The 16,610-nt window shown below is 44.3% G+C and carries 12 protein-coding genes; 5 read left to right on the forward strand and 7 right to left on the reverse strand.

All coding sequences use genetic code 11. The features are described 5' to 3' along the window. The first annotated feature begins 116 nt into the window (after nucleotides 1-116). Nucleotides 117-206, forward strand: coding sequence for a YnhF family membrane protein (locus tag L3V35_RS13985; RefSeq protein ID WP_102466665.1), 90 nt, complete (start codon nucleotides 117-119; stop codon nucleotides 204-206). A 41-nt stretch (nucleotides 207-247) separates the two neighbouring features. After that, entirely contained in the window at nucleotides 248-1,450 is a 1,203-nt protein-coding gene (locus tag L3V35_RS13990; RefSeq protein ID WP_054547261.1) for a DUF6363 domain-containing protein, read from the forward strand. A 144-nt stretch (nucleotides 1,451-1,594) separates the two neighbouring features. Here L3V35_RS13990 and pyk read toward each other — a convergent pair whose 3' ends face one another. Then, nucleotides 1,595-3,043 (reverse strand): pyruvate kinase, encoded by a 1,449-nt coding sequence (gene pyk, locus L3V35_RS13995; protein WP_017085832.1) that lies wholly within the window; start codon nucleotides 3,041-3,043, stop codon nucleotides 1,595-1,597. Between the two features lie 319 nt (nucleotides 3,044-3,362). On the opposite strand from pyk, the gene L3V35_RS14000 reads away from it, so the two are divergent. Next, nucleotides 3,363-4,580: an ROK family protein gene (locus tag L3V35_RS14000; RefSeq protein WP_017084008.1), complete on the forward strand. Its 1,218-nt coding sequence runs from the start codon at nucleotides 3,363-3,365 to the stop codon at nucleotides 4,578-4,580. 168 nt (nucleotides 4,581-4,748) lie between these two features. Next, nucleotides 4,749-5,690 (forward strand): chemotaxis protein CheV, encoded by a 942-nt coding sequence (locus L3V35_RS14005; RefSeq protein WP_004736572.1) that lies wholly within the window; start codon nucleotides 4,749-4,751, stop codon nucleotides 5,688-5,690. A gap of 309 nt (nucleotides 5,691-5,999) precedes the next feature. On the opposite strand, the gene L3V35_RS14010 is transcribed toward L3V35_RS14005, so the two are convergent. From L3V35_RS14010 to L3V35_RS14025, 4 genes are all read right to left on the reverse strand, one after another. Further along, a complete protein-coding gene (locus tag L3V35_RS14010) occupies nucleotides 6,000-9,092 on the reverse strand; it encodes an error-prone DNA polymerase (RefSeq protein ID WP_054547262.1) in 3,093 nt (1,030 codons plus the stop codon). 142 nt (nucleotides 9,093-9,234) lie between these two features. Beyond that, entirely contained in the window at nucleotides 9,235-10,719 is a 1,485-nt protein-coding gene (locus L3V35_RS14015; protein ID WP_054547263.1) for a DNA polymerase Y family protein, read from the reverse strand. Nucleotides 10,720-10,722: 3 nt separating this feature from the next. Further along, a complete protein-coding gene (gene imuA, locus L3V35_RS14020) occupies nucleotides 10,723-11,430 on the reverse strand; it encodes a translesion DNA synthesis-associated protein ImuA (RefSeq protein ID WP_054547264.1) in 708 nt (235 codons plus the stop codon). Between the two features lie 155 nt (nucleotides 11,431-11,585). Continuing rightward, on the reverse strand, nucleotides 11,586-12,326 hold the full coding sequence (locus L3V35_RS14025) for a YciK family oxidoreductase (RefSeq protein WP_004736577.1): 741 nt from the start codon (nucleotides 12,324-12,326) through the stop codon (nucleotides 11,586-11,588). Between the two features lie 137 nt (nucleotides 12,327-12,463). Between L3V35_RS14025 and sohB the strand changes: the two genes are divergently transcribed. Continuing rightward, a complete protein-coding gene (gene sohB, locus L3V35_RS14030; protein ID WP_237300097.1) occupies nucleotides 12,464-13,531 on the forward strand; it encodes a protease SohB in 1,068 nt (355 codons plus the stop codon). Nucleotides 13,532-13,698: 167 nt separating this feature from the next. Here the strand turns inward: sohB and L3V35_RS14035 are convergent, their stop codons facing one another. Together L3V35_RS14035 and L3V35_RS14040 are read right to left on the reverse strand one after the other, a co-directional pair. After that, nucleotides 13,699-15,279, reverse strand: a complete 1,581-nt coding sequence (locus tag L3V35_RS14035; protein WP_017084003.1) for a SpoVR family protein — start codon at nucleotides 15,277-15,279, stop codon at nucleotides 13,699-13,701. An 11-nt stretch (nucleotides 15,280-15,290) separates the two neighbouring features. Beyond that, the gene (locus L3V35_RS14040) at nucleotides 15,291-16,562 is read right to left on the reverse strand and encodes a YeaH/YhbH family protein (RefSeq protein ID WP_237300099.1); all 1,272 of its coding nucleotides are present in this window, start codon (nucleotides 16,560-16,562) and stop codon (nucleotides 15,291-15,293) included. Between the last annotated feature and the right edge of the window lie 48 nt (nucleotides 16,563-16,610).

Genomic DNA, 16,610 nt, shown 5'->3' on the forward strand with positions numbered 1-16,610 from the left:
TTGTGATGGTTACATCAATATTGTGCGACTAATTTCGACGATTCTTGAAGATACTTCACACACCTGATAGAACTTATATAGAGACTCGACAAATTAATAATAAGCCAGAGGTGTCTATGGACCATAATCTGAAAAATGCTCTACAAATAACAGTGATCATCTATACCATCATTCTTTCATTTGGTTTTATTGCGATTGGTAGCTAATACCATCTATTGCGAGGCTGAGTTTTTATACTCAGGGAATCATGAATAGTGGGATTATAACCAATATTGATGCAGCAATAGACTTGGATTACTACGCTAAGTTTATTGCTGGGAAAACAGCACTGGTCGCTCAAGGTGGCGGACAGAGAAGTATTTTTACTTCTGGAGTGCTGGATGCCTTTCTTCTTTCTAATTTTGACCCCTTCGATGAATTTTTTGGCACCTCAGCGGGCGCTCTCAACTTATGCGCTTATCTGTGCCGCGATAAAGGCCTTGGCCGCTCTTTCGTTCTCGACCTCACGACTTCACCAGAGTTCTTTAATCTCTTTTCTTATATACGACACAGAAAGAACCTAGGATTAGAATGGGCGTTAGAACAAATCATGGCGTACCCATATAAGCTTGATCTTGACCTCGGTAGGCAAACGCTGGGTGACAGACATTTTTTTGCAGCGGTCACCGCTTCGAAAGATCTTCGAGATCATTATTTCCCTTTGCTTGGTGAAGACTGGTACAAGGTGATGATTGCCACTTGCGCCATTCCACGTTTGTATAGCGATGAAATATTCATTGGCGATAACGCTTATGTTGATGGTGGTGTATCCGCTTGTATCCCGGTTCAAGAAGCGTGGCGTAGACAAGCCCGTTCCATTGTAGTGATCAGAACTGAGCCACCTTTAGAGGAAGAGGTTCGAGTTCAAGTTAACAGTACGGGATTAAAAACACCCAAACCAATATCAGCTGAAGAGCTGGAATGGTTCCGGGAATCTTTTGACAGTGTTCAAGGTCATTGGCAGCAAAAAGTGGAACAGTGGAAAACCGATTGGAGCTCGTTCTTTCAACAACAAATCCTCAGTTCAAAAGAACAGAAGCGCGACAGATCACATTTGGATTTACTTAATGGTGGTCGATGGCTATTTGGGGCGGATGACATCTATAGATTAAGTCATTTAATTGGTGATAAGTTTGATTCCGGTTTGGCTGATATGCTAATGGTACATTATCAAACTTACTCATTGACTCAGGATTTTTTGAATTCCCCACCAGACGATGCGTTTGTCGTGCAAATTGCCCCAAGTAAGCCGCTGAAATCAAGTTCATTAATGAGTAATAAAGACGATTTACTGCACGATTACGACATGGGTTTAGAAGCGGGTTACCGATTTGTAGAGACTTATACCTCTACGGAAAATGCCCGCAGTTCATACATGCCACAGTTGGCAACCATTGCTGCTGATAAGTAATGCTTGAGGTTGATTAGTCACGACGTTAATTGTTCATGTTATTAGTAAAGAATATTCTGGAATAAAAAAGGGTTATTGAACTTGGTTCGATAACCCTTTTTTGTCTTTGAAATTATGCTAATCGTTTCGCTTTACGTTCAAACATTAAGTGACAGGCAAGATTCTCATACAGTTGGTTGATCCTGCCACATCCATAATGTCGCCTTGAGTGACGATCACGAGATCGCCAAACTTAAGATGCTCTTTCTCTTTTAGGCAAGTGAGCGTAGATAGGGCAATGTCAAAGCTATCTTCGGCTTCAGTCTCGAAGTAGATAGGCGTTACACCGCGGTACAAGGTACAGCGATTAAGCGTTCCTTCGTTACGAGACAGCGCATAGATAGGCATATCAGCACTTAGACGAGACATCATCAATGCAGTACGGCCTGACTCGGTGAGAGTGACTACGCCCTTAATGCCTTCCATATGGTTTGCAGAGTAGATGGTTGCCATTGAGACAGTTTCTTCGGCGGTAACAAAAGTACGGTCAATACGGTAATTAGATTGGTTATTAATTCCTGCCATTTTCTCTGCGCCAATACAGACTTCGGCCATTGATTTGACTGTTTCAACCGGGTAATCACCGGCGGCGGTTTCACCTGAAAGCATCACTGCATCGGTGCCGTCCAGTACGGCGTTGGCAACGTCCATCACTTCGGCACGGGTTGGCATTGGTGCTGAGATCATTGATTCCATCATCTGAGTTGCGGTGATTACGGTTCTGTTAAGCGCTCTAGCACGGCGTATAAGCTGTTTTTGTACTCCGACCAACTCAGGGTCGCCAATCTCTACTCCGAGGTCACCACGAGCTACCATGACCACATCTGAGGCCATTATGATGTCATCCATGTTCTCAACAGTGGCTACCGTCTCTGCTCGCTCTACTTTTGCTACAAGGTGAGCTTCTAATCCCGCTTCTCGTGCAAGCTGACGAGCGTAGTGCATGTCTGCGCCGTTGCGTGGGAAAGACACTGCGAGGTAATCCACTTTGATTTGGGCTGCGGTGACGATGTCGCGCTTATCTTTTTCTGTCAGCGCTTCTGCGGAAAGACCACCGCCTTTTTTATTGATGCCTTTGTTATTTGACAGTGGGCCGCCAATGATGACTTCTGTATGAACGCGACAGCCTTCCACTTCGGTCACTTTCAGCTGAACACGACCATCGTCGAGTAACAGGATGTCGTTAGCTGAAACGTCGTTAGGTAATTCTTTATAATCAAGACCGACTGCTTGTTGGTTGCCTACACCTAAACCTAGGCTACTGTCGAGAGTGAATTTGTCACCCACAGCAAGTTGGATTTTGCCATCTTTGAATGTCGATACTCGAATCTTGGGGCCTTGTAAGTCACCGAGAATAGCGATTTGAGTGCCAAGTCTTTTTGCAATTGCTCTGACGTTTTCTGCGCGTTGTATATGGTCGTCGCTGGTACCGTGAGAGAAGTTCATACGGACGACATTGGCACCGGCTTTGATGATCTCTTCAAGCACGTTACCTTTATCAGTAGAAGGGCCTAGCGTTGTGACGATTTTCGTTTTTCTTAATTCGGCTGTCATGAATACTCCTAGAGTGAGGCCAAGTAATCTTTTAAAAGACTGAATTAAGTATATGCATTAATTGATTATTTATTGGGAGCTAGGGAGATATTTCATTATTTGTCTCTAATTATTGAATTCAGGGCTCAATAACGATGTTTTATTCTGAAAATTAAGTCTCAATTTATCGATTTTGGTGTTAATTTTCCTCGAACTATTTGACTCGATACACAAAGATTCATGTATATACGTGATACTGGTCACGGCGATATACCAAGTGACTTCACAATTACTTCGCAAAGTAAAAAAATTAACTCGTTGATGATTTCTGGAGCGTAAAATGTACATGGCTCAACCGGGCCATATTGATCATATCAAACAGGTCAATGCTGGTCGTGTATATAAACTAATTGACCTTAAAGGTCCTATTTCTCGTATCGATCTGTCCAAGCAAAGTGAGTTGGCTCCGGCGAGTATTACTAAAATTACCCGTGAACTCATTGAAGCTCACCTTATTCACGAAACGACGGTTCAAGAAGCCACGACTCGTGGGCGTCCTGCTGTCGGTCTGCAAACCAATAACGAAGGTTGGCAGTTTCTGTCGATGCGTCTTGGTCGCGGATACTTGACGATCGCGCTCCATGAATTGGGCGGCGACGTGCTTATCGATACCAAGATTGATATTCATGAACGTGACCAAGATGATGTGCTTGCGCGTCTTCTACATGAAATTGATGAATTTTTCCAAACCTATGCTGAGCAACTCGATAGGGTAACAAGCATTGCGGTTACGCTACCGGGCCTTGTGAATTCTGAGCAAGGTATTGTGTTGCAGATGCCGCACTACAACGTTAAAAATTTAGCGTTGGGTCCTGAGATTTACAAAGAAACAGGTCTGCCTGTCTTTATTGCCAATGATACCCGAGCTTGGGCATTAGCAGAGAAGCTGTTTGGTCACTCACAAGACAACGATAATTCTGTTCTTATCTCTATTCACCATGGTGTAGGTGCTGGGATCATTCTCGACGGCCGAGTGCTACAAGGTCGCCACGGTAATATCGGTGAACTTGGGCATATCCAGATCGATAAGCAGGGCAAACTTTGTCATTGTGGCAACCGAGGCTGCTTAGAAACAGTCGCGAGTTCTCAGGCGATCCGTGATCAAGTGAAAGAGCGACTGGCTAATGGTGAAGCATCATCATTAACTGTGTTTGAAGACGTCACTATCGAACAGATCTGTGCTGCCGCTGCTGATGGCGATCCATTGGCTGTTGAAGTTATTGAACAGTTAGGTCGTTACTTAGGTGCCGCGATTGCGATTGTGATTAACCTTTTCAACCCTGAGAAAATCTTGGTGGGTGGTGTTATCAATCAGGCTAAAAGCGTGTTGTACCCTGCGATTCAAAAGTGTATCGAAGAGCAGAGTTTATCGGTTTACCATCAAGATTTAGAGCTGGTGGAATCTCGATTCTATAAACAAGCAACCATGCCTGGTGCTGCGCTTGTTAAACAAGCCTTATATGATGGCCAACTGTTAATGAAAGTTGTTGAAGGTTAACTCCTTATACTCGTCTTTTAGCCTCACCCGAAACCTTTCCATGTACTTAAGCTTTGTATAACATCATTTGTTGTACTTAGTTTAAGCATTCTGTGCATTGGCGCTTTGCTTTAACCTATTGAAGTAGGCTATTGTAGCCACAGTTATTATTTGTCACTAAGGTGTTGTATGTCTGGCGTTTTAAATTCGGTTGATCAGAGAACCAAACTGGTCGGTGAAAACCGTCTGGAGCTCTTGTTATTCAGCTTAAACAGTCGTCAACTATTTGCGATTAACGTATTTAAAGTGAAAGAAGTCCTAAAGGTGCCAGTACTCACTCGCTTGCCGGGCTCTCACCATCATATTACAGGTGTTGCGTCTCTACGTGGTGAATCGGTGCCTGTTATCGATTTGCGCAGCGCTATTGGCTTCCCACCGTCACGAGATGAGACTCAAGAAAATAACTTGATCATCACGGAATACAACCGAACTGTACAAGGTTTCTTGGTTGGACAAGTGCGTAATATCGTGAATACGACGTGGACTGAAATTCAGCCGCCTCCAAAGACAACGGGTCGTGCCAATTACCTGACTGCTATCACGCATATTCAAGAAGAAGAGCAGCACAAAATCGTTGAGATTATTGATGTTGAAAAGGTACTCGCTGAAATCATTGATTATGATGTTTCGATTTCTGACGGTGTTTTAGATGAGCAACTTGCCAATGAAATGGTTGGACGTAATGTACTTATCGTTGATGACTCTTCAACCGCGCGTAACCAGATTAAAGGTACCTTATCGCAACTGGGTTTGAACATTATTGAATGTTGTGATGGTTTAGAAGCACTGACCTTACTTAAGGGCTGGTGTGATGAAGGTAAAGACATCAATCAAGAAATATTGTTGATGATCACCGATGCTGAAATGCCTGAAATGGACGGCTATAAACTGACGCATGAAGTGCGTACGGATCCAAGAATGCATGACCTGTTCATCACGCTAAATACTTCATTAAGTGGAAGTTTTAATGAAGCTATGGTTGAGAAAGTAGGGTGTAATCGCTTTATTTCTAAGTTCCAACCGGACCTTCTGGTTGAAGTGACTCAAGAGCGAATGCGTCAGATTTTATAATTAAGACTGCTGTACGGTTATTTTGAGTGACCTTATGGAAAGCGTTTGCTAATATTCACGCAGCATATTTTTCTTAACGAAATATGCTCAACTACTAGCGTAACTTTTCACACTCAATCTAAGGTAGTTCCTCTTAATGATATGGTTGACTTCTAAAGTCGTAATGACTTTGAGCTTATTACTGTATAGGGAATTTAAGAAAAGACGTACGGAAGCTGAAGTTGAGTCATAACTCAACGATTTAAATTGAAGGGAGGCTGATGCCTCCCTTTTCCTTTTCTGGCATTTATGAAAGGGCTATTTGAATCGCTAATGAAAATCTCGAGATTTGGTGTTCAAGCCAACAATCTCCTCGGTAATATCGATGAGCTTACCCGCGATAACATGCACGACTTCCCCTTCTTTTTCTAATATCCCTTGTACCTTTAAAGCCTTGGCTGTGAGATAAGCTTGCTGTTGCGCGCGGGCGGTGGCTCCCCAGACCACAACATTAATATTACCTGTGTCATCTTCCAATGTGACAAAGGTGACACCAGCTGCGGTGCCGGGTGACTGTTTACCCGTGACTAATCCGACAACGGTGACCATGGATTTGTGTCTTTGTTGTATTAAGTCCTTCATGTGTGTGAATCGACCTAATCGATTGGCTTCTTCGAGCAAAGTGATTGGGTGTTTGTTTAATGAAATCCCGACACTGGTGAAATCTTCGAGTAGATCTTGCATCTCACTGGGTTGATGCAATGAGAGCTCGCCATTATCATCTTCTGCATAGTTATCGACTTGGTTAAACAAAGGCAGATCAGAGGCTGAGTCCATCATTGCCCAACGCGTCTGGAAGCGGTCTCCCGAGACGTTATGTAGCGCATTGGCCGATGCCAGTAGCTCGATATCTTTTTTATTCATCGATAACTGTTTCACCTGGCTAGGGTGGCGATAACCGGATTGCGGGCGATTGGCGAGCACACTTTGAATTCCATGTTCGCTGAATCCTTTGATTTGTCGCAGCCCTAAGCGAATCGCTAAACCATTCTGATGTTCAACGACTATGTGGTTGTCTTGTGAGGCGTTCACACATACCGGAAGAACTACCATATTGTGTCGCTGCGCATCTTGTACCAACTGTGATGGGCTATAAAACCCCATCGGTTGGCTATTCAGCAAAGACGCGTAGAAACATTCTGGGTAGTAACACTTCAACCAAGCTGAGCAATACGCTAATACTGCGAACGAGGCCGAATGGCTTTCTGGAAAACCGTATTCACCGAAACCACATATTTGTTTAAAGATTTGTTCGGCAAACTCTGCCTCATAGCCGCGATTTTGCATCCCTTCGATGAGCTTGTTTTTAAACTTAAAGACGTTGCCATTTTTTTTCCAAGCGGCCATCGCGCGTCTGAGCTGATCGGCTTCACCACCGGTGAACCCTGCAGCGACCATCGCGAGCTTAATCACTTGTTCTTGGAATATCGGTACGCCTAAAGTGCGTGACAGTACCGATTCCACATCTTTAGATGGATAGCTGATTGGCTCAATACCATCTCGGCGTTTTAGAAACGGATGCACCATATCACCTTGAATAGGCCCTGGACGCACGATAGCGATTTGAATCACCAAGTCGTAATAAGCCCTCGGTTTAAGCCTTGGCAGCATACTCATTTGAGCGCGTGACTCAATTTGGAATATCCCGACCGTGTCTGCCCGTTGAATCATGCCGTAAACTTGAGGATCATCTTTAAGGCGAGTGATCTCTGCAATGGTCAGTGATCGTCCATGGATAGACTGGATCAGGTCGAAACATTTACGAATCGCAGAGAGCATACCCAGTGCAAGCACATCGACTTTCAGCAAGCCTAAGGTTTCTAGATCATCCTTATCCCATTGAATTATGGTTCGTTCGTGCATCGCGGCATTCTCGACAGGAACCAGTTCATACAAAGGCCCTGAGGATATGACAAAGCCACCGACGTGTTGAGATAAGTGACGTGGAAAACCGATGATTTCATTGACCAAATGGATAAACTGCTGACCTTTTAAAGAGTCAGGTTGTAGCCCCAATTGAGTTAACTGAGCCTGCCAGCCTAGGCTTTTGTCCCTGCGATTGGTGTTTTTAATGAAGTAATCAAGTTGAGTTTCTTGTAGTCCCAATGCTTTACCGACATCTCTAACCGCACTTTTAAAGCGATAAGAGATGACCGTTGCAGCAAGTGCAGCCCGTTCTCTACCGTATTTTTGATATATGTATTGGATGACTTCTTCACGGCGTTCATGTTCAAAGTCGACATCAATATCGGGTGGCTCATCGCGCTCTTTACTGATGAAGCGTTCAAATAGCACTGAGATCTGTCTTGGATCGACAGAGGTGATTTCTAGGCAGTAACAGACCACGGAATTAGCCGCAGAACCTCGACCTTGATAAAGAATACCTTGGCTTTTGGCAAACATGACAATGTCGTGAATCGTGAGAAAAAAGAAAGGGTAATTGAGCTCACCAATCAACCCCATTTCTTTATCTATGATTTGTTGAATGTCGTTAGGCACGCCTCGCGGGAAGCGAGCCTGTTTCCCTTTCTCGACTAACATATGCAAATAACTCATAGGTGTTTCGCCTTGAGGAATGAGCTCGCTAGGGTATTCGTAACGTAAGCTGTCTAAATCAAATTCGCATAGCCCAGAGATTCGGTTGCTCTCTTCTAGCCACTCAGCTTTGAATATATGAGAGATCTTATTGATGCTGCGTAAACAACGCTCGGCATTGGCGAGTAAGTGACTGCCCACTTCAGTAATGGGACGTTGGTATTTGATCGCAGTGAGTGAATGCTGCAAGGGTAAGCGATTAGCGTTGTGCATCAGCACGCCACCACAGGCAGTAATCGGCAGTTGATGGTGTTGTGACAGCTCAACACAGTAATCCGTGTACTGCTGGTCGGTTTGCTTTAGGTGTCGTTGTAAGCCAATCCACAATCGACCGGAGTGGTGTTGAGAAAGCCATTGCCCCCAATGCGCATCTTCATTTTTCTGTTGAGGAAGCCAAAGAATAAAGCAGTGCTTAGCCGACATGATATCCCATTCAGAGAGTTGATAATGTCCTTTGCTGCTACGACGTCTCGCATTGGTAATAATACGACACAGCTCGGCGTAGGCTTGTCTGTTTGGACATAACAAGACAACTTGGCACTCTTCATTTAACCAAAATAGGCTCCCGACAATTTGCTTGAGCGACAGTTTATGTTGCTTGATCGCAGAGTGAACCTTAACGATGCCCGCCACAGAGCACTCATCAGTGATAGCGAGTGCTTTGTAACGCAAGAAGTCGGCCTGTAAAACAAGCTCTTCTGCGTGTGAGGCTCCCTCAAGGAAGGAGTAATTACTTTGGCAAAATAGCTCTGAGTATTGCTGAGACATAACGTAATCTCACTTAACCATTGCGAGTGGGCTTGATTGAAAAGGGACGTTGAAATTTAATAAGTAGAACGGACGAGCTAACGAAGTTTTCTTACTGACTTACTTACAGACTAGCTTTCTTACTGACTTACTTTCTTGCAAGCTAGCTAAATAAGCCGTGCAAAAACCACTGCTTATCTGGCGTTCTAAAGATCCATAGCCACCGACCGTTTTCGCTGTGAGCAATAAAGTAGTCACGAATGATTTTCTCGCCATCCCACCAGCCAGACACAATACGCTCAGGGCCTTGAGATAAGGTGACGTTTTCGGTTAGGGCTTCGGGCTCTGGCAATAAAATACTGGGCCTGAGTCGTTGTTGGTTGATGTTGAGAGTCGCTGTTTGTTGCTCGAACTCTGGGGGTGTTTGCCTCTTTGCCATAGACTTATTCAGTGTTGGAAGCGAGTACTGATTGGCTTTTTCTGGCCTTGGGTCGTGCTGTATTTTCGGTGTTTGAATGCAGGCTTGCCCTAACTTAGCTTGCAGTAATGAGAGCAAATCTAACGCGGCAAGTGTTCCTGTATTGCCATCAAAAAGATCACGGTAGGCCATTTGCGGTTCTCCATGACGAATTACGGAAAGGGTCAGCCCCTGAACCGGTGCCGTGATCTTCAGTGATTCTAAGGTTAGATGAGTCAGGTTCGCCCACTTTGCAGCAAGGTAATCGCCTTGTGCTGAATAGAAAGAGACAGGGTGGTCGTCTTTATCTCTCAGGTGCAAAGTCAGCGTTAACTCGAAAGCCACTCGGTCGCGTAGCTTCAAAAAACACTCGAGTTGATTTAATAATTTCAGTAACGGCTTTTCGATAAACAGGATGTTTTCAATATCAAACAACAGCTCCAAATATTTCTGGAAATTCTCTGGTGGATGATAGAAATCAATCGGGTGCTTGAACTGGCCGTTAAGGCGACCGACATAATTCACCAAATCGATATCAAAGCGACGTGCGACCTCTTGCAAAGGAAGTTTCAATAGGTCATCCACTAAGTTAATGCCGACGCGGTTCAGACGCTCCACTTGCTTAGTTGGCAACTCACTAGAACTCAATGCTTGTTGATTGACCCATGCTTTCATTTGCTCAACATTATTAGTGACTTGGTTGATGGATTGCTTGCCCAAAAGGATCGCAGAAAGTGGTGAGTAACCCGTCGCGAAGCTGAACTGGATATTGAGCGTTTCTAAGTGGCTTTTGAGCTCATGCCAGTAGTTATCTAACCCATCGTAAAGTGACAGCATATTAGAAGCTTTAATCAACAAACCATTCGGTGGTAGTAAAGCCATGTCAGAAGTGACCAAATACGCCCATTGAGCGATCTCTTTGAGCTTGCTTTTTTCTAGCTCAATACTGTAAGGGTGGACGTGTAAGTTATGGCAAAGCGCCGCCGCAGACCCTAGCCCCATACCAAGTGAAATTCCCGATTGCAGAGCAGCTTGGTTAGCTTGCAGCACACGGTGATCTTTTTCATCCACGATGATAATAGGTTGCTCGTGTGACTCTTCATTAGAGTGAACTTTCTCGGAGTTAGATAGCTCAGAATTAAACAAGGTATCTAACTGCAGAGATGGAAAGTGCAGATAAAGCCACAACATACGCTAGCCTTGTTTCGCAATAGGGAAAGCCAGCACGGTGTTATTTGATAAAGCACTATGTGAACTGTCTTGAAGGGTGATTTTTTCAGTGAGTAACGGCCAATTTTGGCTCATGTCTAGAATAAAGCTGCCATACGACCAACTGCCTTTCCTTTTTGTGACCTCAACCTTTAACCCTTGGGCGTGAGAAGATAGCTTCATGCTTAGAGAAACGGGTAGGGATAACTGATTATGGCTGGTGGCCTTAAAGTGAAATTGCAGACACTTACCGGTTTCGCTTGCTGCTTGCAGGCGCTTGGTTTGGTGTATCTCTAGATCGGCTCCCCATAGCAATACCGAGTGACAGGCGCCGCTTTTAAGGCACTGCTCTGCTGCCCACAATGCATCGAGATCGCGCTGAGGTTGGATAACGAGGATGTTTTCTAGTTCAATACCTTGGCTGCTAAAAAACTCAGCACAGATCTTCCCCGGTGGGTTAATGAAGATGGCCAATTTTTGTGAGTTTTGTTGAGCTAAATAGGGCGTAAGTAGGCGAAGTTCGCCGATCCCTTGTTGCGATTCAACCTCAATAACACCATGTGTCGGAAAGCCACCATCAAGCTGTTTATCCAATTGAGAATAGCCGGTTGAAGTAGTGCTTCCTTGCGCTGTTGATTGTAACCCTGTCCAGATTAGCTGGCGGTCTTGTAAGTTTTTTATTAGTTCATGCATAATTAAATACCTGTATATTTATACAGTATATTTGACAATGAAAAAGATGCAAAGAAAAATGACGAAAATCAGATGAACTAAATATTAGATGATTGATTTAGATGCAAAAAAAGCCGCTATGGAAGCGGCTTCTTACTGTTGGTTAATGATATCAGTTACTTAGGTTGAGCATCGATACATTGGCCATTAATGTCTGTCACACTTGGGTTCATTAAGTGTAGGTACAGCGGGATGATGTCGAGTGGCGTTTTCAGCTTGTTCGCATCTTCACCTGGGTACGCTTTTGCACGCATGCGTGTTTGAGTGCCGCCAGGATTGATCGCGTTTACACGGATGTTGGTGTCTTCAAGTTCGTCCGCTAGGATTTGCATCATGCCTTCGGTAGCAAACTTAGAAATCGCGTAAGTGCCCCAGAACGCACGGCCAGAGTGACCAACCGTTGAAGAGGTAAAGACAATACGACCCGCTTCAGCTTTCTTAATGACAGGCAGTAATGCTTGAGTCATTAGAAATTCAGCTTTAACGTTGATTTGCATAACGCCATCAAACGTTTCTTCATCGATTTGATCAAATGGACTTAACGTGCCAAGCACACCTGCGTTATGCAGTAGGCCGTCTAAACGACCGAACTGTGATTCAATGGTTTCAGCCATATCAATGTAGTTCTGCTTTGTTGCTCCTTTGAGGTCTAGCGGAATGATCGCAGCCTGAGGGTAACCAGCACTTTCGATTTCATCGTAAATGAATTCAAGGTTTTTAACATTGCGGCCTAACAGAATGACAGTTGCACCATGTTGAGCGAAGCTTAGTGCGGCTTGGCGACCAATGCCAGCACCGGCACCTGTAACCAAAATTACTTTATCTTTGAGGGCATCTGTAGAGATTGGGTAATCCACTGTGCTTATCCTTCTTTCTTTTATTATGTTCGTCATTCCATTGATGTTTAATCACACAGATAACCGCAGGAATGATGAGAAATTCTTGGTAATCGTGACAAGATGGTTACAATACACTAATTCATACAATAGGGGATATGACATTGGAATTTTTGTTGGACTACGGCTTGTTTTTAGCCAAGATTGCGACCGTTGTAATCGCCATCATTGCAATTTTAGTGATTGCTAAATCGGTGGGTGGAAAATCAAGCGCGATTAAAGGTGAGCTGGAAATCACGAACCTATCTGAACACCACAAACAAACGATTGAACAACTAGAGCACCATTTGCATGATGATGCTTTCATCAAAGCACGTGATAAAGCAGAAAAGAAAGCGGAAAAAGAAAAAGTAAAATCACGTGGCAAAGAAGTGAAGAAAGCAGCGAAAGAGGGTGAGCTTGATAGCAAGCGTGAACCACACCTATTCGTTCTCGACTTTAATGGCAGCATTGATGCGAAAGAAGTGGCTTCATTACGTGAAGAGGTAACGGCGGTTCTGTCTGTGGCTCGTGAAGGTGATGAAGTCTTGCTTAAGCTTGAGTCTGGCGGTGGCATGGTTCACGGCTATGGTTTGGCGTCTTCTCAACTCGACCGTATCAAAGCAGTAGGTTTGCCTCTGACTATCTCGGTAGACAAAGTAGCCGCGAGTGGTGGTTACATGATGGCATGTATTGCAGACAAAATTGTATCTGCACCTTTTGCTATTGTTGGCTCTATTGGTGTTATTGCTCAATTGCCAAACTTCAATAAATTGCTTAAAAAGCATGATATTGAGTTCGAACAGCTAACGGCGGGTGAGTACAAACGCACACTTACTATGTTTGGTGAGAACAGCGATAAAGCACGCGAGAAGTTTAAAGAAGAGCTCGAAGAGACACATGGCCTATTCAAAGACTTCATCCGTGACCATCGTCCAGCACTCGATCTTGAAAAAGTAGCAACGGGTGAACACTGGTTTGGTACACAAGCACATGAACTTGGGCTGGTGGATGAGATCCGTACTTCTGATGACCTAGTTGTAGAAGCATGCAAAGACAAGACAGTTCTAGCGATTCACTACGTACAGAAGAAAAAGCTTTCGGACAAGTTAGCAAGCGTTGCAGGTAAATCTGCTGATAGCGTGTTGATGAAGCTGATTGAACGCGGCCAAAAGCCGATTGTTTAAGCTTATTTAGTTCTAGGTTGTCATTTAAAGACGTTTAAGCCTTAAAAAGAAAGCGCATAAGTCATCAGACTTATGCGCTTTTTTATTGCTCCACTTCCGAGCGGGTGACCACTATGTTGTAGGGGGAGCGGAGTTTTATACCAAGCACTTACTTACTGTGATTGGTATTAAATCTTGGCTCCATAATCATTACGTTTTGGACAAGTAGTCAGAATCTCTCTATGACCCGTATCTTTGAGCTCTTCCAAAATCACATCAAAGCCCCATAAGCGATAGAGATGTTTCATCACTTCGTCGTAGCCTTTATCAAGCGGGATACGACCGTGAGGCACATATTGTAGTGTCATCGAGCGATCACCACGAACATCGACGTTAAACACCTGAATATTCGGCTCAAGGTTACTTAGGTTGTATTGCGCCGCAAGCTTTTCACGAATCAAGCGATAGCCTGGGTCATCGTGAATAGCACTTATCTCAATGGTGTTTTTGCGATCGTCGTCGAGCACAGAGAACAGTTTAAAGTCTCGAATGATCTTTGGTGAAAGGTATTGGCTGATGAAGCTTTCATCTTTGAAATTGTGCATCGCAAAGTGCACCGCTTCTAACCAATCACTTCCGGCTAACTCAGGGAACCACTCTTTGTCTTCATCGGTTGGTTCTTCACAGATGCGTCGGATGTCTCTAAACATCGCAAAGCCAAGCGCATAAGGGTTTATCCCGCTGAAATAAGGGCTGTTGTAGGCGGGCTGTGCGACCACGCTGGTGTGGCTGTGTAGGAATTCTAAGATGAACTTGTCACTCACCAAACCTTCGTCGTAAAGGTGGTTAAGAATGGTGTAGTGCCAGAAGGTTGCCCAGCCTTCGTTCATTACTTGAGTTTGCTTTTGAGGGTAGAAGTATTGGCTCACCTTGCGAACGATGCGAACACACTCACGCTGCCAAGGTTCAAGTAGTGGTGCGTTCTTCTCGATAAAGTAGAGAATGTTTTCTTGAGGTTCGCTAGGAAAGCGGATTTTGGTCTCTTTTTCCTTGTCTTGATTTTTAGGCACAGTTCTCCACAGCTCATTGACTTGAGATTGCAGATACGCTTCACGTTCTTCTTGCCTTGCTGTCTCTTCAGCTATGGAAATCTTCTCAGGGCGTTTGTATCTGTCTACGCCGTAATTCATGAGGGCATGACAAGAGTCGAGAAGTTGTTCGACTTCGGCAACACCGTATTTTTCTTCACAATCAGTAATGTATTTTTTAGCGAATAATAGGTAGTCGATAATGGAACTGGCATCGGTCCAGGTTTGGAACAGGTAGTTGCCCTTAAAGAAAGAGTTATGGCCGTAACAAGCATGAGCCATTACGAGCGCCTGCATCGTGACCGTGTTCTCTTCCATCAGGTATGCGATACAAGGATCTGAATTGATCACGATTTCGTACGCTAATCCCATCTGACCATGCTTGTAGTTTTGCTCGGTTTGAATGAATTTTTTGCCAAATGACCAGTGATTGTAATTGATCGGCATACCGATGCTCGAGTAAGCATCCATCATCTGCTCAGAAGTAATCACTTCAATTTGGTTCTGGTAAGTATCTAAACGGTAATGCTGCGCCACACGCTTGATTTCTACGTGATATTGTTCCAAGAGGTTGAATGTCCAATCTGGACCATCAGGCAGCATCTTGTCGTTTCTCTTCTGTGTCGCTTTATCTCTATCTGCAATGTTTGATTTCTCTGCAACGTTTGATTTCGCTGTCATGGCAAGCCCCCTTACGCTGTCTCTTTCTGGAACAGTTCTCTAAACACAGGAAAAATATCATCCACCGTTTTAATGTTCTTCATGGCGAAGTTGTCAAAGCTACTCTCGAGTTTTTCGTATTCGTGCCAAAGTGTTTGATGAGAGCGGCGTGTTATTTCGATGTAAGAGTAATATTGGCAAGTTGGCAGAAGTGTATTGACTAATAGCTCTTTACAACGAGGAGAGTCATCAGCCCAGTTATCGCCATCAGAGGCTTGTGCTGCATAGATGTTCCACTCATTTGCAGGATAGCGGTCTGCGACAATTTCTTTCATTAGTTTCAGTGCACTAGAAACGATGGTGCCACCTGTTTCTTGTGAGTAGAAAAACTCATGTTCGTCGACTTCTTTAGCCTGAGTATGGTGACGAATAAACACAACATCGACGTTTTCGTAGGTGCGGTTTAGGAACAGATACAGAAGGACATAAAAGCGCTTCGCAATGTCTTTCGTGACTTGATCCATTGAGCCAGATACATCCATTAGGCAGAACATAACGGCTTGGCTAGATGGAATAGGGCGCTTCTCGTAGTTTTTAAAACGCAGGTCGAAGGTGTCAATAAATGGCACGCTTTCAATTTTTTTACGTAACTCGGCAATCTGTTCTTTTAAACGACTTTCTTCAAAGGGTTGTGCTGGTTCCGTCATTTTAACTTGGTCAAGCTGCTCCATCAGTAGGTTAAGCTCGCGCTTTTTACCTGCTGTCATCGCGGTTCGACGAGCCAGAGATTGCTGCAGTGAACGAACGATAGCGATGTTGGAAGGAATCCCCGCACTTTGATAACCAGAGCGATGTGTCTTCCATTCGGTGATTTTGTTGACCTGATTCTTCTCTAGATTAGGAAGAGCTAAATCTTCAAAGAGAATATCAAGATATTCATCTTTTGAAATTTGGAATGTAAATTCATCTTGGCCTTCGCCATCAGGGCTTGCGTCACCCTGGCCTGCGCCACCACCTTGACCGCCACCTTTAGGACGTTCAATTTTATCGCCCGTGATGAACTGGTCATTACCTGGGTGAACGCGTTCTCTTACGCCGCCTTGACCTTGGTGAAAGCTTGGCTCTTTGATGTCTTTATGGGGAATAGTGACGTCTTCACCGGTTTCAGTATTGGTGATTGAGCGTCGGTTGACTGCATCGGCCACAGATTCTTTGATTTGCTCTTTATGACGTCGTAAGAAACGCTGTCTATTCACAGCACTCTTATTCTTGCCATTGAGCCTCCGATCGATAAATTGTGCCATAAGAACTCCCTCTCAGCTGATGTCGCGATCCTACTTTTTATAGGTTGT

Source organism: Vibrio sp. L5-1 (assembly GCF_021728315.1).
GTDB lineage: Bacteria > Pseudomonadota > Gammaproteobacteria > Enterobacterales > Vibrionaceae > Vibrio > Vibrio splendidus_K.